Here is a 19029-nt window from a genome sequence, read left to right on the forward strand (position 1 = left end):
CGGATGACCACCACCCGAAGCCGAAGGGCACATCCGTGAGCGCAACCAGCCCGGCAGCCGTCGTCGTCCTCGCAGCGGGTGAGGGCACCCGCATGAAGTCGAAGACCCCCAAGGTTCTGCACGAGATCTCCGGGCGCTCGCTCGTCGGACATGTCGTCGCCGCCGCCCGCGAGCTGGACCCCCAGCACCTCGTCGTGGTCGTCGGCCACGCCAGTGAGCAGGTCACCGCGCATCTGAACGGCGGCGACGCCCCCGTGCGCACCGCCTTCCAGGCCGAGCAGAACGGCACCGGGCACGCCGTCCGCATGGGGCTCGAAGAACTCGGCGGGGCCGTCGACGGGACCGTGATCGTCGTGTGCGGCGACACCCCGCTGCTCTCCGGCGAGACGCTCGGCGCACTCGCCGCCACCCACTCCGCCGACGCCAACGCGGTGACCGTCCTGACCGCCGAGGTCCCGGACTCCACCGGCTACGGGCGCATCGTGCGCGACCCCGCCACCGGCGCGGTCACCGAGATCGTCGAGCACAAGGACGCCACCGACGAGCAGCGGGCGATCCGCGAGATCAACTCCGGGGTGTTCGCGTTCGACGGGCGGCTGCTGGGCGACGCCCTGGGCAAGGTGCGTACCGACAACAGCCAGGGCGAGGAGTACCTCACCGACGTGCTGTCCATCCTCCGCGAGGCCGGGCACCGCGTCGGCGCGTCCGTGGCGGGCGACCACCGCGAGATCCTCGGCATCAACAACCGGCTCCAGCTCGCCGAGGCCCGCCGGCTGCTGAACGAGCGGCTGCTGGAGCGGGCGATGCTCGCCGGCGTGACGATCGTCGACCCGGCGTCCACGCTGATCGACGCGACCGTGACGTACGAGCGGGACGCGCTCGTGCACCCGGGAACGCAGCTGCTCGGCTCCACGCATCTCGCCGAGGACTCCGAGGTGGGGCCCAACTCGCGGATCGAGGACACCCACGTCGGCGCCGGCGCCCGCGTCGACAACACCGTGACGCTCTCGGCCGAGATCGGGCCCGGGGCGGCCGTCGGCCCGTACGCCTACCTGCGGCCGGGGACCCGGCTGGGGGTCAAGGCCAAGGCCGGTACGTACGTGGAGATGAAGAACGCCACGATCGGGGAGGGGACGAAGGTCCCGCACCTGAGCTACGTCGGCGACGCGACCATCGGCGACCACACCAACATCGGTGCGGCGAGCGTCTTCGTGAACTACGACGGGGTGGCCAAGCACCACACGACGATCGGCTCCCACTGCCGCACCGGTTCGGACAATATGTTTGTGGCACCGGTCACGGTCGGGGACGGGGTCTACACCGCCGCCGGGTCGGTCATCACGAAGGACGTCCCCTCCGGTTCGCTGGCCGTGGCGCGGGGCCAGCAGCGGAATATCGAGGGTTGGGTGGCCCGGAAGCGTCCGGGCAGCGCCGCCGCGCAGGCCGCTCAGGCGTCGTCGCAGGAGCCCGACGGGCAAAGCTGACCGGAAACAGGTGCGCCGGTGACGGCGTACCGTGATAGATGCTCACCCCATTTCGGCTGGCTCGTTGCACATCGGGACCTATGCGTGCAGCGCCAGATACACGTCTGAGGAGACTGTGCTGTGACCGGGATCAAGACGACCGGCGAGAAGAAACTGATGCTCTTCTCCGGCCGCGCCCACCCCGAGCTGGCCGAGGAGGTCGCCCATCAGCTGGGAGTCGGTCTCGTGCCGACGAAGGCCTTCGATTTCGCCAACGGTGAGATCTATGTGCGGTTCCAGGAGTCGGCACGTGGCGCGGACTGCTTCCTGATCCAGAGCCACACGGCTCCGATCAACAAGTGGATCATGGAGCAGCTGATCATGCTGGACGCGCTGAAGCGCGCGTCCGCCCGCTCGATCACGGTGATCGTGCCGTTCTACGGGTACGCCCGCCAGGACAAGAAGCACAAGGGCCGCGAGCCGATCTCGGCCCGTCTGGTGGCGGACCTGATGAAGACGGCGGGTGCGGACCGGATCCTCACCGTCGACCTGCACACGGACCAGATCCAGGGCTTCTTCGACGGCCCGGTGGACCACCTGTTCGCGCTGCCGATCCTGGCGGACTACGTGGGTGCGAAGGTCGACCGCTCCAAGCTGACGATCGTCTCCCCGGACGCGGGCCGCGTGCGGGTCGCCGACCGCTGGTGCGACCGGCTGGACGCCCCGCTGGCGATCGTGCACAAGCGCCGCGACAAGGACGTGCCGAACCAGGTCTCCGTCCACGAGGTCGTCGGTAACGTCGAGGGCCGGGTCTGTGTGCTGGTCGACGACATGATCGACACCGGTGGCACGATCTGCGCCGCCGCGGACGCCCTGTTCGCGCACGGCGCGGAGGACGTCATCGTGACGGCGACGCACGGCGTGCTGTCGGGTCCGGCGGCCGACCGGCTGAAGAACTCGAAGGTGAGCGAGTTCGTGTTCACGGACACGCTGCCGACGCCGGGCGAGCTGGAGCTGGACAAGATCACGGTGCTCTCGATCGCGCCGACGATCGCGCGTGCGGTGCGTGAGGTGTTCGAGGACGGTTCGGTGACGAGCCTCTTCGAGGAGCAGGGCTGAAAGAAGCAGGGTTGAGAGAGGCAGGACCGGCCGCCTGAGCGGTCCCTGTTGATCCACTTTGGGGTGCGGCCTCCCCGCCGGGTAGACTCAGCGAGTTGCTCGGCGAGGGAGGCCGTACCCGTGTGTACGGCGGTCCGTTATCGACGCGCTCTTCGTAGCAGGCCTGTCGTGGGCCGGGTGACCGATCGTGTTCCGTCTTCCGACGGCTCACCCCACTGACGAGGAGTGCAACCATGGCTGAGATCAAGCTCGCCACCGAGGTCCGTACCGAGTTCGGCAAGGGCGCCGCCCGCCGTGTCCGCCGCGCCGACCGTGTTCCCGGTGTCGTCTACGGCCACGGCGCCGAGCCCGTCCACGTCACGCTGCCGGGCCACGAGCTGCTGCTCGCCCTGCGTACGGCCAACGTGCTGATCGGTCTGAAGCTCGACGGCAAGGACACGCTGGTCATCCCGAAGGCCGTGCAGCGTCACCCCCTCAAGGGCACCATCGAGCACGTCGACCTGCTCACCGTGAAGCGCGGCGAGAAGGTCCAGGTCGAGATCGCGGTGCACGCCGACGGTGACCTGGCGCCGGGCGCCAACCTGCTGGAGTTCGTCCAGGCGACCCTGCTGGTCGAGGCCGAGGCCACCCACATCCCCGAGTCCGTCACGGTCTCCGTCGCGGGCCTGGACGCCGGTGACTCGATCGTCGCCAAGGACATCGAGCTGCCCAAGGGCGCCACGCTGGCCGGCGACGAGGACGCCATCGTGATCCAGGTCGTCGCCGCGCAGGCCGAGGAGCCGGCCGACGACGAGGCCGCCGAGGGCGAGGCCGCCGAGGGCGCCGAGGCCTGAGCCTCTCCCCTCACCGTTCCACCTGCTTGACTGACGGGGCGGTGGTTCCCTTCCCGGGAGCCGCCGCCCCGTTTGCCTGTGCCGTAAGCCGTATGTGAGGAGACCGAGCGCTGATGTCCGACGCCACCGACCCCTGGCTCATCGTGGGCCTGGGCAATCCGGGACCCGACTACGCGGCGAACCGGCACAACGTCGGGTTCATGGTCGCCGATCTGCTGGCGACCCGGATCGGCGGGAAGTTCAAGCGGGCGCAGAAGGCGCAGGCGCAGGTCGTGGAGGGGCGGATCGGTCCGCCGGGTCCGGCGAGCCGGCGGGTGGTGCTGGTGAAGCCGATGTCGTACATGAATCTGTCGGGCGGTCCGGTGACGGCGCTGCGCGACTTCTACAAGGTGCCGACGGACCATGTCGTCGCGGTCCACGACGAGTTGGACGTCGACTACGGTTCGCTGCGGCTGAAGCTGGGCGGCGGGGACAACGGGCACAACGGGCTGAAGTCGATGACGAAGGCGATGGGTCCGGACTACCACCGGGTGCGGTTCGGGATCGGGCGGCCGCCGGGGCGGATGCAGGTCGCGGACTTCGTGCTGAAGGACTTCTCGTCGACGGAGCGCAAGGAGCTGGAGTTCCTGGTGGACCGGTCGGCGGACGCGGTGGAGTGTCTGCTGGCGGAGGGTCTGGAGCGCGCGCAGAGCGCGTACAACTCCTGAGCGAGGGATGCCCCTCCCCCGCCACGTACAACTCCCGAGCGAAGGGTGCCCCTCCCCCCGCCGCGTACAACTCCTGACATTCCTGGTGCTGCTGGGGCGTTTTTCGGCCATAGGTTGACCGCGGGTACGGGTCTGGCCAAGGATCTGCCCCCATGAAGCGGAGCTCTTCCCACCGGGCGGCGGCAGCGGGGCGGCGGGTGGCCCTGGGGCTGGTCGTCCTGGTGCTGCTGGTCGCGGGTGCCTGGGCGTCGTGGGACGCCGCGCACCACATCATTCTGGCCAAGGGCCGTGACCACGGGACCGTGACGGTCACGGAATGCGGCGAGGAGAAGTGCACCGGGTCGTTCACACCCGACTCGGTGTCGCGGGAGCGCCCGCGGGTGACCGTGGACCGGTCCGTCGCGGCGCGTGAGGGGGATCGTTTCCCCGTGGTGGTGAAGCCCGGTTCCGATGCGGTCGTCCGCACGGGGTTGCCGGGCTTTCTGCATGCCTGGGTGCCGCTCGCCGGTGCGCTGGTGCTGGCCGCGTTCGTGATCGGCGGCGGGCTGCGGATGGCGCGGACGGCGTGGGGTGCGGGAACGGCGGGGGCGGCCCTGCTGGTGGCGACGTTCGTCGCGCTGTAGCAGGACCGCCCGTTCGACTACGCGGTGCTCAGCCGGTGTTGCGCAGGCCTGCCGCGACGCCGTTGACGGTGAGCAGCAGGGCGCGGGAGAGCAGCGGGTCGGGCTCCTCGCCGCGCTCGGCTGCCTGGCGCTGGCGGGCGAGCAGGGAGACCTGGAGGTAGGAGATCGGGTCCAGGTAGGCGTCGCGGATGGAGAAGGTCTGCTGGAGCACCGGGTTGGTGTCGAGCAGCTTCTCGCCGCCGGTGATCCGCAGGACTTCCCGCACGGTGAGGGCGTGTTCGGCCTCGATGCCGTCGAAGACGTGCTTCAGCTCGTCGGGGACGAGCGTGTCGACGTAGTGGCGGGCGATGCGCAGGTCGGTCTTGGCGAGCGTCATCTCGACGTTGGAGATGAAGTTGCGGAAGAAGTGCCAGTGCTCGTGCATCTCGTCGAGGACGGTGTCGAGACCGGCCTCGCGCAGGGCCTTGAGGCCGGAGCCGACGCCGAACCAGCCGGGCACGATCTGCCGCGACTGGGTCCAGCCGAAGACCCACGGGATGGCCCGCAGGCCGTCCAGCGAGACGCCCGAGCCGGGGCGGCGGGCGGGCCGCGAGCCCAGGTGCAGGTCGGCGAGCTGGTCCACCGGGGTGGAGGCGAGGAAGTACGACGGCAGGTCCGGATCCTCGACGAGCTTGCGGTAGGCGCTGTGAGCGGCGTCGGAGACGGTGTCCATGGCCGCGTCCCAGCGGGCGAGGGCCTCGTCGGACTGACGGGGTGCGGTGTGCAGGGCGGAGGCCTGGAGGGTGGCCGCGACGGTCAGTTCCAGGTTCTCGCGGGCGAGCGCGGGGATGAGGTACTTGTCGGAGATGACCTCGCCCTGCTCGGTCACCTTGATCTCGCCCTCCAGCGTCCCCCACGGCTGGGCGAGGATCGCGTCGTGCGAGGGGCCGCCGCCGCGGCCGACGGTGCCGCCGCGGCCGTGGAAGAGGCGCAGGCGTACGCCGTAGCGGTGGGCGACGTCGCGGAGGCGTCGCTGGGCGCGGTGGATCTCCCACTGGGAGGTGGTGATGCCGCCGAACTTGGAGGAGTCGCTGTAGCCGAGCATGACCTCCTGGACGTCGCCGCGCAGGGAGACGAGGCGCCGGTAGGAGGGGTCGGCGAGCATCTCGTCGAGGATGGTGTCGGCGGCCTTGAGCTCGTCGGTGGTCTCCAGGAGCGGCACGATACCGATCTTGGCCCAGCCGGCGTGGAGGTCGAGGAGTCCGGCCTCGCGGGCGAGGACGGCGGCGGCGAAGACGTCGTCGGCGCCCTGGCACATGGAGATGATGTAGGACTCGATGACTTCGGGGCCGAAGCGTTCGAAGGCCTGCTTGATGGTGTGGAAAACGCCGAGGGTCTTCTCGCCGGCCGCGTCGAGCGGGGCGGGGGTGGGGGCCAGCGGCCGGCGGGAGCGCAGCTCCTTGGCGAGCAGCTTCTGCCGGTAGTCGCGCGGCATGTCGGCGTAGCGCCAGGATTCCTCGCCGAGCCGGTCGAAGAGCTGGCCGAGGGCGTGGTGGTGGGCGTCGGCGTGCTCGCGGACGTCCATGGTGGCGAGCTGGAGGCCGAAGGCGGCGAGCGTGCGGATGGTGCGGTCCATCCGGCCGTCGGCGAAGAGGCCGCCGCGGTGCTCGCGCAGGGAGGTCTGGATGAGCTCCAGGTCGGCGAGGAGCTCGGCGGTGCCGAGGTAGTCGCAGCCGGGGCGGTGGGGGGTGCCCTCGGCGAGGCGCTCGCGGGTGTTGACCAGCTTCTGCCGGATGCAGGTGGCCTTGAGGCGGTAGGGCTCCTCGGCGTTCAGCCGCTTGTAGCGGGGGCTGATGCCGGGGAGGCGCTCCAGGTCGGCCTGGAGGGAGGTGAGGAGTTCCTCGGTGGCTCCGGCGTAACGGATGGAGTTGGAGAGGAGGCCGCGGAGGTAGTCGATCATCTCCAGGGCGTCGGTGATGCCGTGCTCGTGCTGGAGGATCAGGACGTCCCAGGTGACGGCGGGCGTCACGTTGGGGTTGCCGTCGCGGTCGCCGCCGATCCAGGTGCCGAAGGTCAGGGGGCGGGTCCCGGCGGGGAGTTCGACGCCGACGCGGTCCAGCTCGGCGGCGAGGTCCTCCAGGACGTCGCCGACGGCGCCCGCGTGCAGCTCGTCCAGGTAGTAGATGGCGTTGCGGGCCTCGTCGGCGGGCTCCGGGCGGACGACGCGGAGCTCGTCGGTCTGCCAGATGAGGTCGATGTTCTCGGCGAGGCGGAGGTCGAGGCGGCGGCGGTCGGCCTCGATGACCGGGGTCTCCAGCAGCTCGGCGATGCGGCGCAGCTTGTTGAGGACGGAGCGCCGGGCGGCCTCGGTGGGGTGGGCGGTGAAGACGGGCCGGACGTTGAGGTTCTTGACCGTCTCGCGCAGGTGCTCGGGGTCGGCGTCCTTGAGGCGGTCGGCGGTGCGGGCCAGGAGGCCGCCCTCGGCCGAGCGGCGGTCGCGCATCTCGTGGGCGCGGTGGACCTGCTCGGTGACGTTGGCGAGGTGGAAGTAGGTGGAGAAGGCGCGCACGAGCTGGGCGGCGGTCTCCAGCTCCGTCTCGCCGAGGAGCTCGGCGGCGGCTTCGCCGTCGGTGCGGGTCAGGGCGCGTACTCGTTCGACGAGGTCGAGGAGTTCCTGGCCCTCCTGGCGGACGAGGGTCTCGCCGAGGAGGTCGCCGAGGCGGCGGATGTCGGCGCGCAGCGCGGGGCTGGCGGCAGGGGTCTGGTCGGCACTGCTCACAGTGTGCGGCTCCTTGCAGTGAATGAGGAGGTGCGTTCGCTTCGCCGTCCCCCGGTGCGTGGCGGTGGGGGCGGGTGGCGGGGTCCGGGGCCCTGCGGCTGGCAGCGGTGCTGTCGCCACGCCCCGACGAGCGGGTGCGGACCGCGCTGTCCGACCCTCCCAGGATAGGTGTCGTCGCAGGCGGCGTGTCCGCTGCCCCGCAGGGGGCGCGGCCGCCGCCGCGGGCGCACCCGGGCGGTTACCCCCTACCCCGGGGGCGGACGGGCTACCGCGTGGGACGGGCTGGAGCGGCCTCTCGTGTTGTGGTGCCCGTCACTGCCATACTTACCAAGCCGTAGGTTACGGAACCGTAGCCACGGCCGTCCGAGCCTTCTCCCTCACCCTCAGAGGTATCCCCCCATGCCGAGCACTCCTCCTGTGATCGACGAGACAGAGCCGCCCGGGGCGACGGCGACACCGCTGCCCTCCGCCACGCTGGGCGGCGACAGCAAGCGGTCGATCGAGCAGTTCGCGCTGCTGGCGTTCATCGTGGTGCCGTTCGTGGCGCTGGTCGCTGCGGTGCCGCTGGCGTGGGGGTGGGGGGTGAGCTGGCTCGACATCGGCCTGCTGGTGGCGATGTACTTCATCGGCTGTCACGGGATCACCATCGGCTTCCACCGGTATTTCACGCACGGTTCGTTCAAGGCGAAGCGCCCGTTGCGGATCGCGCTGGCCGTGATGGGTTCGCTGGCGGTGGAGGGGCCCCTGGTGCGGTGGGTGGCCGATCACCGCAAGCACCACCGGTTCTCGGACGCGGAGGGTGACCCGCATTCGCCGTGGCGGTTCGGGGAGAGCCTGCCGGCCCTGATGAAGGGGCTGTGGTGGGCGCACATCGCGTGGATGTTCGACGAGGAGCAGACGCCGCAGCAGAAGTACGCCCCCGACCTGATCAAGGACCCGGCGATCCGGGCGGTCTCGCGCCACTTCCTGACCTTCACGATCGTCTCGCTGGCGATCCCGCCGCTGGTGGGCGGTCTGGTGACGATGTCGTGGTGGGGTGCGGCGACGGCGTTCTTCTGGGGGTCGCTGGTACGGGTCGCCCTGCTGCACCACGTGACCTGGTCGATCAACTCGATCTGCCACGCGGTGGGCAAGCGGCCGTTCAAGTCGCGTGACCGGTCGGGCAACGTGTGGTGGCTGGCGGTGCTGTCGTGCGGCGAGTCCTGGCACAACCTGCACCACGCGGACCCGACGAGCGCCCGCCACGGGGTGATGCGGGGGCAGATCGACTCCAGCGCCCGGCTGATCCGCTGGTTCGAGAAGCTGGGCTGGGCCTACGACGTGCGGTGGCCGGATGCCGCGCGTATCGACTCCCGGCGCACGTCCGTACCCGCCGACGCGGCATGATTGACGACGTGGCGACGGACTCCAGCACAGGCAGCGACAAGAGCAGGACTTCCCCCTCCCGCCGGGCCCGGCGGGTCCGGATGACGGGCAAGGAGCGCCGCGAGCAGCTGCTGGACATCGGGCGCGCCCTGTTCGCCGACAAGGGCTTCGAGGGCACGTCGGTGGAGGAGATCGCGGCGCGCGCCGGGGTGTCCAAGCCGGTGGTGTACGAGCACTTCGGCGGCAAGGAGGGCCTGTACGCGGTGGTGGTCGACCGCGAGATGCGCCAGCTGCTGGACATGGTGCAGGGGGCGCTCACGGCGGGCCATCCGCGTGAGCTGCTGGAGCAGGCGGCGTTCGCGCTGCTGGACTACATCGAGTCGTACACGGACGGTTTCCGGATCCTGGTGCGGGATTCACCGGTGGCGCAGTCGACGGGCACGTTCGCGTCGCTGATCAGCGATATCGCCACGCAGGTGGAGGACATCCTGGGCCTGGAGTTCAAGGCCCGCGGCTTCGACCCGAAACTGGCCCCGCTGTACGCGCAGGCCCTGGTGGGGATGGTGGCGCTGACGGGCCAGTGGTGGCTGGACGTCCGCAAGCCGAAGAAGGCGGAGGTGGCCGCCCATCTGGTGAACCTGTGCTGGCACGGGCTGGAGAACCTGGAGTCGAAGCCGCGGCTGATAGGGCACCGGAAGAGCTGATCGCGGCTGATCACCTAACCCTTCCGCACGTCGTCACCCGTTGTGATGACGCGTGCGGATTTCCCGCCGTAGGGTGGTCGGGAGGGCAGAGGATTCGTCCATGGGAGGAACCATGACCGCCGAGCCGACCACCGCGCACAGCTCCCGCTGGCCGGTGCCCCCGCAGGACGGATACACCGTGGACGATCTGTTCACGCTGCCCGATCTCCCGCCGCACACCGAGCTGATCGACGGGAGCCTGGTTTTCGTGAGTCCGCAGCGACGCTTTCACCAAAAGACGATCGACCTATTGGTGAATGGCCTGCGCAGTACCGCTCCGGCGGATCTGAAGGTGGAACGAGAGATGACAGTCGTTCTGGATCAGCGCAACGGTCCGGAACCCGATGTGTCCATCGTCAAGGCCTCAGCCACCACAGGCCTGGAGCAGACGCATTTCAAAGCTGCCGACGTCCTCCTCGCCGTCGAGGTCGTCTCCCCCGACTCCGAGGCCCGCGACCGTGAGGCCAAGCCGCACAAGTACGCGACCGCCGGCATCCCGCACTTCTGGCTGGTGGAGATTACCGGCACCGACCAGCACCCCGTCGTGCGGGTCTATGAGCTGGACCCGGTGACGAAGGCGTACGCGCTGACCGGGATCCATCACGACCGGCTGAAGACGGGCGTGCCGTTCCCGGTGGACGTCGACATCTCGGCGGAGGCGCTCGCAGCGCTGTAGAACCGCCCGGTTACGCGTCCGGCTCCAGGAACTCCAGGCGGTTGCCGGCCGGGTCGTGGGCGGAGAAGCGGCGGTGGCCGGGGAGGTCGTCGTCCCAGGTGACGGCCACGCCGTGGGACTCCAGGCGGGCCGCGTACGCCTCGATGCCCGTGACGCGCAGGCCCGGGTGGGCCTTCTTCGCGGGGCGGAAGTCCTCCTCGATGCCCAGGTGGAGCTGGACCGGTCCGGCGGCGAACCAGCAGCCGCCGCGGGCGGCGAGCACCGGGGGTTTGGGGATCTCGGTCATGCCCAGGGCGCCGGTGTAGAAGGTGCGCAGGGCGTCCTCGGAGCCGGGCGGGGCGGCGAGCTGGACGTGGTCGACGGCGGCGAGTCCGGCAGCGGCGGTCATCATTTCTCCTTGCGGGCCACGGCGAAGATGCGGCGGAACGGGAAGACCGTGCCGTACGGGCCCGGCGGGTAGGCCTCGCGGAGCAGGTCGCGGTAGGCGGCCAGGAATGCGTCGCGGGCGGCCGGGTCGTCGGCCAGGGCGGTGAGGACGGGGCGCAGGGCGGTGCCCTTGACCCAGTCGAGGACCGCGTCGTCGCCGTGCAGGGTCTGGAGGTAGGTGGTCTCCCAGACATCCGCCGCGCAGCCGAGGTCGCGGAGGCGGGTGAGGTAGTCCGTGGGGTCCAGGACGGAGGCGGTGCGGTCGCCGACGCCGTGGAGCAGGGGGCGCCAGCGGTCGGACTCGCGGAGGCCGGCCAGGAGGGTGTGGCTGGGGGCGGTGAAGTTGCCGGGGACCTGGAAGGCGAGCGTGCCGCCGGGTGCGAGGGCGTCGAGCCAGCGCGGGAAGTGCTCGGCGTGGCCGGGGATCCATTGGAGTGCGGAGGTGGAGACGATCAGGCCGTACGTCTCGGTGGGCTCCCAGGTCGCGGCGTCGGCCTCGGCGAAGTCGAGCAGGGGCGGCCGGGCGTGGGCGGCGGCCTCGGCGAGCATCTCGCGCGAGGTGTCGTAGCCGGTGATCCGGGCCTCGGGCCAGCGGTCGGCGAGGAGCGCGGTGACGTTGCCCGCGCCGCAGCCGAGGTCGGCGATACGGGGTGCGGGGTGGCCGGGAAGGTCGCCGATACGGGCCAGGAGGTCCTGGAAGGGGCGGGTGCGGTGGTCCGCGTGGCGCAGGTACTGCTGCGGATCCCAGGAGGGCTGGTGGGGTGCGGTCATGGGAAACAGGATCACGCCGATATTCTCTTGATGTCAAGACACTTGAATTCAAGAGACTTCATGTCGAGGGACCCTCTACACTGATCGACATGGAGGACGAGGTCGACCGACTGGTCGCTGCATGGCGCCGCGAGCGCCCCGACCTCGACGTGGAACCACTCGAGGTGCTCAGTCGCGTCTCCCGCCTGGCACGCCACCTCGACCGGGCCCGCCGCATAGCGTTCTCCGAGCACAACCTGGAGCCCTGGGAGTTCGACGTGCTCACGTCGCTCCGCCGGGCCGGCGCCCCGTACCAGCTCTCCCCCGGGCAGCTCCTCACCCAGACCCTGGTCACCTCGGGCACGATGACCAACCGCATCGACCGGCTCACCAAGAAGAACCTGGTCGAGCGGCTGCCCGATCCGAACGACCGGCGCGGCGTCCTCGTCCGGCTCACGGCCGAGGGGCGCGACAAGGCCGACCAGTCGCTGGCCGGGCTGCTCGCCCAGGAGCGCGCCATCCTCGCCGAGCTGTCCCGCGCCCAGCGCGGCGAACTGGCCGGGCTACTGCGCCAGTTGACCGCCCCGTTCGACAACATCCCGACCTAGGGCCTGGTCGGCCGGGCCCACCCCCGCCCGGCGGGCCAGCGCCACTGCGGCCAGCGTCGAGTGCACCCCGAGCTTGCCCAGCACGTTCTGCATATGGGTGCGCACCGTGTGCGGGGACAGGAACAGCCGCTCCGCGACCGCTTTGCGGCCCAGGCCCGCCACCATGCAGCGCAGCACCTCGCGCTCCCGGGGCGTCAGCGACTCCACCAGCCGCTCGCTCTCGGTGCGGTGCTTGCGGGCCGCGGTGAGCTCCCGCAGTACACCGGTGAGCAGGGCGGGCGGCAGATGCGTCTCGTCGCGCAGCACGCCCCGGATCACCGACAGCAGCCGTTGCAGCGAGCAGTCCTTGGCCACCCAGCCCGAGGCCCCCGCCTGGAGCGCCCGGGCGGCCGCGCGCGGGTCGTCCTTCTCGGCGAGCACCACCGACCGTACGGCGGGCCGGGCCGCGCGGACCCCGGCGACCAGCGCGATGCCGTCGACGGCGGCCGTCTCCTCCTGCCGGGGCGCGGGGACGGCGGGAAGCTCGCCGCCGCCCGTCAGCGCGCCCAGCTCGGCGTCGACCAGGAGCACGTCGTAGCCGCGCCCCTCGGCGGCCGCGCGCTCCAGGGCGCGCAGCGCGGCCGGGCCGCTGCCCGCGGCGGAGACGTCGACGTCCGGTTCGGCCGCGAGGGCGGCCGCGAGCGACTCGGCGAAGATGCGGTGGTCGTCCACCACGAGAACCCGGATACGCGCCACAGAACCCCCATCGGTAGGGGCGGACAGCTGCGGGTACGGCGTCCGGGGCCGCACGGTGGCCTGCCGCGCCGACGACCGCCGTCGTCGAACCGCCTGCCACCCTGCCCCGGACGCCGTACCCGGCTTTCTCGCTCCCCTGAATCGACACCGGCCCCCACCGGTGCTGAGCATCAGCGTACGGGCGGGGGCCACGGGGGGAAGGCGATTCGGCGAACTGGTTGTCTCAGGCGCGTCTTAGGGTGGATTCATGTTCCGTCTTGAGACAGAAGTAGACAAAGAACGTCGCATTCTGCTGAGCGGGCGTCTGCACGAGGACAACGTCGCCTCATCGGCCGGCCTGCGTGCGCTGCTCTCCACCTCCGCAGAGCACGAAGTCCCGCTGGAGGTGTGGGCGTTGGACGAGCACGGGTCCCTGGCCGGCGGGCTGACCGGGCGGACCTGGGCGTACTGGCTGCACGTCGATCTGCTCTGGGTCGACGCCCCGCACCGGGGCCTCGGCCTCGGCGCGCGCCTGCTCGCCGAGGCCGAACGGACCGCCCGCACCGAGCGCGCCTGCACCCGCTCGCGGCTGGAGACCTGGGATTTCCAGGCCCCCGGGTTCTACCGCGGACAGGGGTACGAGGAGATCGGCCGGGTCGCCGACTACCCGCCCGGCGTCACCGAGTTCATCCTGGTCAAGGACCTGTGAGCGCGGGACACCGGAACAGGCTCAGCGCAGCCGGCGCGCCCCGGCGGACGGGACGGCGTCGAAGATCCCCGGGGCCGCGTGTCCGGCCGCCGCGAACGCCTCGCTGACCGCCTTGGCCACCGTCGTGGCCGCCGCCTCCTCCACCAGGACGACCGCGGAGCCGCCGAAGCCGCCCCCGGTCATCCGCGCACCGAGCGCCCCGGCCGCGTTCGCCGCCTCGACCACGAGGTCCAACTCGGGGCAGGACACCCGCAGATCGTCCCGGAGCGAGAGGTGGCCCTCGTTCAGGACGGGGCCCGCGGCGCGGACGTCGCCCGCGTCGAGCAGGGCGATGACCTGCTCGACCCGGCGGTTGTCGCCGACGACATGGCGTACGTAACGGATGACGGACTCGTCCGCCCCGGCGTCGGCGAGAGTGGCCAGCGCCGTGGCGAGGTTCTCGTACGGCAGGTCGCGCAGCATCGGTATGCCGAGCAGCCGGGCGCCCTCCTCGCAGCCGGCCCGGCGCTCCGCGTACGCCCCGTCGCCGAGCGCGTGCTTGACCCGGGTGTCGACGACCAGGAGCGCCAGCCCCTGGGAGGCCAGGTCGAAGGGGACCTGGCGCAGCGAGAGGTCGCGGGTGTCCAGGTGGAGGGCGTGGCCCTCGGTGCAGCAGGCCGAGGCCATCTGGTCCATGATCCCGCAGGGCACGCCGACGAAGTCGTTCTCGGCACGGCGGCCGATGACGGCGAGTTCGGCGGCGTTCAGGCCGAGTGCGAAGAGGTCGTTCAGGGCGAGCGCGGTGACGACTTCGAGGGCGGCGGACGAGGAGAGCCCGGCGCCGGTGGGCACGGTGGAGGTCAGCGCGATGTCCGCCCCGGTGACCGGGTGCCCGGCCTCGCGCAGCGCCCAGAGGACCCCGGCGGGGTAGGCGGCCCAGCCGTGGCCGGAGTGCGGGGTGAGTTCGTCGGTGCGCAACGAGACGACGCCGCCGGGGACGTCGGTGGAGTAGAGGCGCAGGACGCCGTCGTCGCGGCGGGAGACGGCGGCGACGGCGGTGTGCGGGAGGGCGAGCGGCATGACGAAGCCGTCGTTGAAGTCGGTGTACTCGCCGATCAGGTTCACTCGTCCGGGTGCGGCCCAGATGCCGTCGGGCTCGCTTCCGTACAGCTCGGCGAAGGTCGCGGCGGGGTCGGCCCCCTGCCCCTCGACGGTGGTCACGGTCGGTTCGGCGTGCTGGGTCATGGGGTGGTCGTGTCCTCTCGGCGGGCGAACTGCCAGGCGTCGGCGATGATTCCGGCCAGGTCGGCGCGGGACGGCTGCCAGCCGAGGCGCTCGATGGCGGTGGCGGCGGAGGCGACGAGGACGGCCGGGTCGCCGCCGCGGCGGGGGGCGGCGGTCTCGGGGACCGGGTGGCCGGTGACCTTGCGGACGGTCTCGACGACCTCGCGGACCGAGAAGCCGTTGCCGTTGCCGAGGTTGCAGATCAGGTGCTCGCCGGGGGCGGCGGCGGTGAGGGCCAGCAGGTGGGCCTCGGCGAGGTCGGCGACGTGGATGTAGTCGCGGACGCAGGTGCCGTCGGGGGTGGGGTAGTCGTCGCCGTAGACGCTGATCGACTCGCGCCTGCCGAGGGCGACTTGGAGGACCAGCGGGATGAGGTGGGACTCGGGGTCGTGCCGCTCGCCGCAACGTCCGTACGCCCCGGCCACGTTGAAGTAGCGCAGCGAGACGGCGGCCAGGCCGTGGGCGGTGGCCTCGCCGCTGATCATGTGGTCGACGGCGAGCTTGGACGCGCCGTAGGGGCTGGTGGGTGCGGTGGGGTCGGTCTCGGTGATGGGGCTGGAGACCGGTTCGCCGTAGGTGGCGGCGGTGGAGGAGAACACGAGGGTGCGCACCCCGTGTTCGCGCATGGCGGCGAGCAGGGCGGTGGTGCCGCCGACGTTGTTGACCCAGTACTTCTCGGGGTTCACGACGGACTCGCCGACCTGGGAGAAGGCGGCGAAGTGCAGGACGCCGTCGTAGGAGGGGTCCAGATGGCGGGCGGCATCCTGGATGCGGCCCTCGATGAACGCGGCCCCGGCCGGGACGCCCGCGCGGAAGCCGGTGGACAGGTCGTCGAGGACGGTCACGGTGTGCCCGGCCTCCAGCAGATGCTGGGCGACGACACTGCCGACGTATCCAGCACCGCCGGTGACCAGGTACTTCTTGGGGTCGGCGGGGACGTGTCCGGGGTTGCTGACGTTCTGGGGAGTGCTCACTGGCTCGCTACCTCTCGCAGTCGCTCGGCCGCGGCCTCCGGCGGCACGTCGTTGATGAACACGCTCATGCCGGACTCGGACCCCGCGAGGAACTTCAGCTTGCCGGAGGTCCGGCGAATGGTGAAAAGCTCCAGGTGCAGGGCGAAGTCCTCCCGGCCGTCGATCCCGAACGGCGCCTGGTGCCAGGCGGAGATGTACGGGGTCGGCGGCTCGCCGGGTCCGAAGATCCGGTCGAAGCGCCTCAAGAGTTCCAGATAGACCTGTGGGAACTCTGTCCGCGCGCCCTCGCCCAGCTCCCGCAGGTCGGGGACGCGGCGCCGGGGGTACAGGTGGACCTCGTACGGCCAGTGCGCCGCGTAGGGGACGAAGGCGATCCAGTGGTCGGTGGCGAGGACGACGCGTGAGCCGTCCTTCTCCTCGCGGGCGACCACGTCGTCGAAGAGGTTGGCGCCGGTCTCCTCGCGGTGCCGGGCGGCCGAGCGGAGCATCAGCTCGGTGCGCGGGGTGACGAAGGGGTAACCGTAGATCTGGCCGTGCGGGTGGCCGAGGGTGACGCCGATCTCGGCACCGCGGTTCTCGAAGCAGAAGACCTGGGTGACCTGGCCGAGGGCGGCGAGGGCGGCGGTGCGGTCGGTCCAGGCGGCGAGGACGAGCGCGGCCTGTTCCTCGGTGAGGTCGGCGAAGGACGCGTCGTGGTCGGAGGTGAAGCAGACGACCTCGCAGCGGCCGGAGTCACCGGCGAGCGAGGGGAAGCGGTTCTCGAAGACCGCGACGTCGTAGCGGTCGTCGGGGATCTCGCTGTGCCGGCCCTCCCGGGAGGGGCAGAGCGGGCAGGCGTCGGCCGGCGGATGGTAGGTGCGGGCCTGGCGGTGCGAGGCGATGGCGACCGCGTCGCCCAGCAGCGGATCGCGGCGGATCCCGGACGAGGTCGAGACCGGGTCCAGGGGGCGCTGGTCGACGGCATCGCGGACGGTGTCCTCCGCGGCGTCGTAGTAGATCAGCTCACGGCCGTCGGCGAGGGTCGTCACCGTCTTCTTCACCAGGGTCCTCCACCCGATCCCTCCAACATAATCGCACATAACAAATCACAAGCGAACACCTCCGTCAATGCCGAGGGCCGGGACGATCCAGCGCCGGGCTCACGGGGTGCATACCCGGACATTCACGCGCACTCGATCACGATCGAACAAAGAACCCCAACGAGACTGTTCATTTCTCGAACATGACGGCGTAAGTTCCGTCGGGTTAAGTTCGCGATACGAAGCGAGTACCCCCCATGCAGACACTGGCCGAAGGGCTTCGGCTCCCCACGAACGGGCTCGACTACGCCATCCTGGCGATCTACTTCGTCGTCGTCCTCGGCATCGGCTTCATGGCCCGTGCCAGCGTCAAGACGAGCCTCGACTTCTTCCTCTCCGGACGGTCCCTGCCCGCCTGGGTGACCGGGCTCGCCTTCGTCGCGGCGAACCTCGGCGCCACCGAGATCCTCGGCATGGCGGCCACCGGCGCGCAGTACGGCGTCGCGGTGGTGCACTGGTACTGGATCGGCGCCATCCCCGCCATGGTCTTCCTCGGCCTGGTGATGATGCCGTTCTACTACCGCTCCAAGGTGCGCTCCGTGCCGGAGTTCCTGCTCCAGCGGTTCGACAAGTCCGCGCACCTGCTGAGCTCCGTGCTCTTCGCGTTCGCGGCGATCCTCATCGCGGGCGTCAACCTCTACGCCCTGTCGATCGTCGTCGAGGCACTCCTCGGCTGGCCGCAGTGGGTCGCGATCGTCGTCGCGGGCCTGTTCGTGCTGGTCTACATCACGATCGGCGGGCTCTCCTCGGCGATCTACAACGAGGTGCTCCAGTTCTTCGTCATCCTCGCCGCGCTGATCCCCCTCACCGTCCTCGGCCTGAAGCGGGTCGGCGGCTGGGACGCCATGAGCGACTCGCTGACCAAGCAGCACGGCGGGGACTTCATGACCGCCTGGGGCGGCACCGGCATCGGTGACGCCAACCCGCTGGGCGCCAACTGGCTGACGATCATCCTCGGCCTCGGCTTCGTGCTGTCCTTCGGCTACTGGACGACGAACTTCGCCGAGGTCCAGCGCGCGCTCTCCGCGAAGAACCTCTCCGCCGCCAAGCGCACCCCGCTGATCGCCGCCTTCCCGAAGATCTTCATCGTCTTCGCGGTGATGATCCCGGGCCTGGTCGCCGCCGTGATCGTGCCCAAGATCGGCACCCCGGACTCCGACCTGACCTACAACGACGCGATACCCCTGCTGATGCAGGAACTGCTGCCCAACGGCGTGCTCGGCATCGCGGTCACCGGTCTGCTCGCCGCGTTCATGGCAGGCATGGCGGCCAACGTGTCCTCGTTCAACACGGTGTTCACCACCGACATCTGGCAGCGGTACGTGGTGAAGGACAAGCCGGACACGTACTACCTGCGGTTCGGACGGCTGATCACCGCGATCGGCGTGCTGGCCTCGATCGGCACGGCGTTCATCGCCGCCAGCTTCTCGAACATCATGAGCTACCTCCAGACGCTGTTCTCGTTCTTCAACGTCCCGATGTTCGTCGTCTTCATCATCGGCATGTTCTGGAAGCGCGCCTCGATGAAGTCCGGCGTCTGGGGCCTGGTCGCGGGCACCGCCGCCGCGATGATCAACTACTTCTGGATCTACAAGGGCGGGATCATCGACATCCCCTCCGACCAGGGCGCCAACTTCGTCTCCGCGATCGTCGGCTTCGTCGCCGGAGCCGTCGTCATGGTCGTCGTCACCCTCTTCACCGCGCCGAAGCCCGAGGCGGAACTGGCCGGTCTGGTGTACGGGACCGAGTCGCCGAGCCCCGACGAGGAGCTGGAGGAGGCCGACAAGGCCTGGTACCGCAAGCCGGCCCTGCTCGGCTGGGGCGCGATCGTGCTCGCCGCCGCGTGCTACATCCCCTACTCGTTCTGATCGGAGGCACTCACCATGTCCGACCTGCACAAGGAAGTCTCCGAGCTGGAGCGCAAGTCCGCGACCGCGGCCCGTCTCTTCGACATCCGGCGGATCATCGGCGGCCTGTTCGTGGTCTACGGCGTGATCGTCACCATCGCCGGCCTCAGCCCGTCCGACGCCGACCTGAAGAAGGCCGAGGGCGTCCACATCAACCTGTGGACCGGCCTCGCCATGCTGGCGCTCGGCCTGTTCTTCCTGGTCTGGATGAAGATGCGCCCGGCCGAGGCCCCGGCGGCCCCGGAAGCGGAGCCGGAGCGGGAGCCGGGGTCCGGCGCGGGCTGACCCGCCGCCCCCCACTCCACGCTCAGG

The 19029-nt window shown here is 70.6% G+C and carries 19 protein-coding genes; 12 read left to right on the plus strand and 7 right to left on the minus strand.

Annotated features, from left to right (window positions below):
- Nucleotides 1–35 precede the first annotated feature (35 nt).
- The 5 genes from glmU to WQO_RS13630 all read left to right on the plus strand — a co-directional run bounded on the left by glmU (nt 36) and on the right by WQO_RS13630 (nt 4745).
- Nucleotides 36–1484: a bifunctional UDP-N-acetylglucosamine diphosphorylase/glucosamine-1-phosphate N-acetyltransferase GlmU gene (glmU, locus tag WQO_RS13610; RefSeq protein WP_010059755.1), complete on the plus strand. Its 1449-nt coding sequence runs from the start codon at nt 36–38 to the stop codon at nt 1482–1484.
- A 120-nt stretch (nt 1485–1604) separates the two neighbouring features.
- On the plus strand, nt 1605–2582 hold the full coding sequence (locus WQO_RS13615; protein ID WP_006125162.1) for a ribose-phosphate diphosphokinase: 978 nt from the start codon (nt 1605–1607) through the stop codon (nt 2580–2582).
- A gap of 233 nt (nt 2583–2815) precedes the next feature.
- Nucleotides 2816–3415 carry a 50S ribosomal protein L25/general stress protein Ctc gene (locus tag WQO_RS13620; protein WP_010059754.1) on the plus strand — a complete coding sequence of 200 codons (600 nt, stop codon included), beginning with the start codon at nt 2816–2818 and terminating at the stop codon, nt 3413–3415.
- A gap of 113 nt (nt 3416–3528) precedes the next feature.
- On the plus strand, nt 3529–4122 hold the full coding sequence (gene pth, locus WQO_RS13625; RefSeq protein ID WP_010059751.1) for an aminoacyl-tRNA hydrolase: 594 nt from the start codon (nt 3529–3531) through the stop codon (nt 4120–4122).
- A gap of 152 nt (nt 4123–4274) precedes the next feature.
- Entirely contained in the window at nt 4275–4745 is a 471-nt protein-coding gene (locus WQO_RS13630; RefSeq protein WP_010059749.1) for a hypothetical protein, read from the plus strand.
- A 28-nt stretch (nt 4746–4773) separates the two neighbouring features.
- On the opposite strand, the gene ppc is transcribed toward WQO_RS13630, so the two are convergent.
- Complete coding sequence (ppc, locus tag WQO_RS13635) at nt 4774–7503, minus strand: phosphoenolpyruvate carboxylase (RefSeq protein WP_010059747.1); 2730 nt, start codon at nt 7501–7503, stop codon at nt 4774–4776.
- A 399-nt stretch (nt 7504–7902) separates the two neighbouring features.
- On the opposite strand from ppc, the gene WQO_RS13640 reads away from it, so the two are divergent.
- The 3 genes from WQO_RS13640 to WQO_RS13650 all read left to right on the plus strand — a co-directional run bounded on the left by WQO_RS13640 (nt 7903) and on the right by WQO_RS13650 (nt 10287).
- A complete protein-coding gene (locus WQO_RS13640) occupies nt 7903–8889 on the plus strand; it encodes an acyl-CoA desaturase (RefSeq protein WP_010059746.1) in 987 nt (328 codons plus the stop codon).
- Nucleotides 8886–9572 (plus strand): TetR/AcrR family transcriptional regulator, encoded by a 687-nt coding sequence (locus WQO_RS13645; protein ID WP_030710457.1) that lies wholly within the window; start codon nt 8886–8888, stop codon nt 9570–9572. Before WQO_RS13640 ends, WQO_RS13645 begins: the two co-directional genes overlap by 4 nt.
- A gap of 112 nt (nt 9573–9684) precedes the next feature.
- Nucleotides 9685–10287: a Uma2 family endonuclease gene (locus WQO_RS13650; RefSeq protein ID WP_010059744.1), complete on the plus strand. Its 603-nt coding sequence runs from the start codon at nt 9685–9687 to the stop codon at nt 10285–10287.
- Nucleotides 10288–10297: 10 nt separating this feature from the next.
- Here the strand turns inward: WQO_RS13650 and WQO_RS13655 are convergent, their stop codons facing one another.
- Nucleotides 10298–10675: a VOC family protein gene (locus WQO_RS13655; RefSeq protein WP_010059743.1), complete on the minus strand. Its 378-nt coding sequence runs from the start codon at nt 10673–10675 to the stop codon at nt 10298–10300.
- Nucleotides 10675–11484: a trans-aconitate 2-methyltransferase gene (locus WQO_RS13660; RefSeq protein WP_029182205.1), complete on the minus strand. Its 810-nt coding sequence runs from the start codon at nt 11482–11484 to the stop codon at nt 10675–10677. The genes WQO_RS13655 and WQO_RS13660 overlap by 1 nt, the downstream gene beginning before the upstream one ends.
- An 89-nt stretch (nt 11485–11573) precedes the next feature.
- On the opposite strand from WQO_RS13660, the gene WQO_RS13665 reads away from it, so the two are divergent.
- Nucleotides 11574–12071, plus strand: coding sequence for a MarR family winged helix-turn-helix transcriptional regulator (locus WQO_RS13665; protein WP_010059740.1), 498 nt, complete (start codon nt 11574–11576; stop codon nt 12069–12071).
- On the opposite strand, the gene WQO_RS13670 is transcribed toward WQO_RS13665, so the two are convergent.
- Nucleotides 12027–12806, minus strand: a complete 780-nt coding sequence (locus WQO_RS13670; RefSeq protein ID WP_010059739.1) for a response regulator transcription factor — start codon at nt 12804–12806, stop codon at nt 12027–12029. The genes WQO_RS13665 and WQO_RS13670 overlap by 45 nt on opposite strands.
- 247 nt (nt 12807–13053) lie before the next feature.
- Between WQO_RS13670 and WQO_RS13675 the strand changes: the two genes are divergently transcribed.
- Entirely contained in the window at nt 13054–13494 is a 441-nt protein-coding gene (locus WQO_RS13675) for a GNAT family N-acetyltransferase (RefSeq protein ID WP_010059736.1), read from the plus strand.
- A 21-nt stretch (nt 13495–13515) separates the two neighbouring features.
- Here the strand turns inward: WQO_RS13675 and galK are convergent, their stop codons facing one another.
- Genes galK through galT form a run of 3 tightly spaced genes read right to left on the minus strand, consistent with a single transcriptional unit; the run spans nt 13516 to nt 16771 of the window.
- A complete protein-coding gene (galK, locus tag WQO_RS13680; RefSeq protein ID WP_010059735.1) occupies nt 13516–14718 on the minus strand; it encodes a galactokinase in 1203 nt (400 codons plus the stop codon).
- On the minus strand, nt 14715–15731 hold the full coding sequence (gene galE / locus WQO_RS13685; RefSeq protein ID WP_010059733.1) for a UDP-glucose 4-epimerase GalE: 1017 nt from the start codon (nt 15729–15731) through the stop codon (nt 14715–14717). The genes galK and galE overlap by 4 nt, the downstream gene beginning before the upstream one ends.
- On the minus strand, nt 15728–16771 hold the full coding sequence (gene galT, locus WQO_RS13690) for a galactose-1-phosphate uridylyltransferase (RefSeq protein ID WP_010059732.1): 1044 nt from the start codon (nt 16769–16771) through the stop codon (nt 15728–15730). Before galT ends, galE begins: the two co-directional genes overlap by 4 nt.
- A 236-nt stretch (nt 16772–17007) precedes the next feature.
- Here galT and WQO_RS13695 point away from each other — a divergent pair, with 236 nt between their 5' ends.
- A complete protein-coding gene (locus WQO_RS13695; protein WP_010059731.1) occupies nt 17008–18678 on the plus strand; it encodes a sodium:solute symporter family protein in 1671 nt (556 codons plus the stop codon).
- Between the two features lie 15 nt (nt 18679–18693).
- Nucleotides 18694–19002, plus strand: coding sequence for a hypothetical protein (locus WQO_RS13700; protein WP_010059730.1), 309 nt, complete (start codon nt 18694–18696; stop codon nt 19000–19002).
- Nucleotides 19003–19029 lie beyond the last annotated feature (27 nt).

The sequence above is a fragment of the Streptomyces globisporus C-1027 genome (assembly GCF_000261345.2).
Classification (GTDB): Bacteria; Actinomycetota; Actinomycetes; order Streptomycetales; family Streptomycetaceae; genus Streptomyces; species Streptomyces pakalii.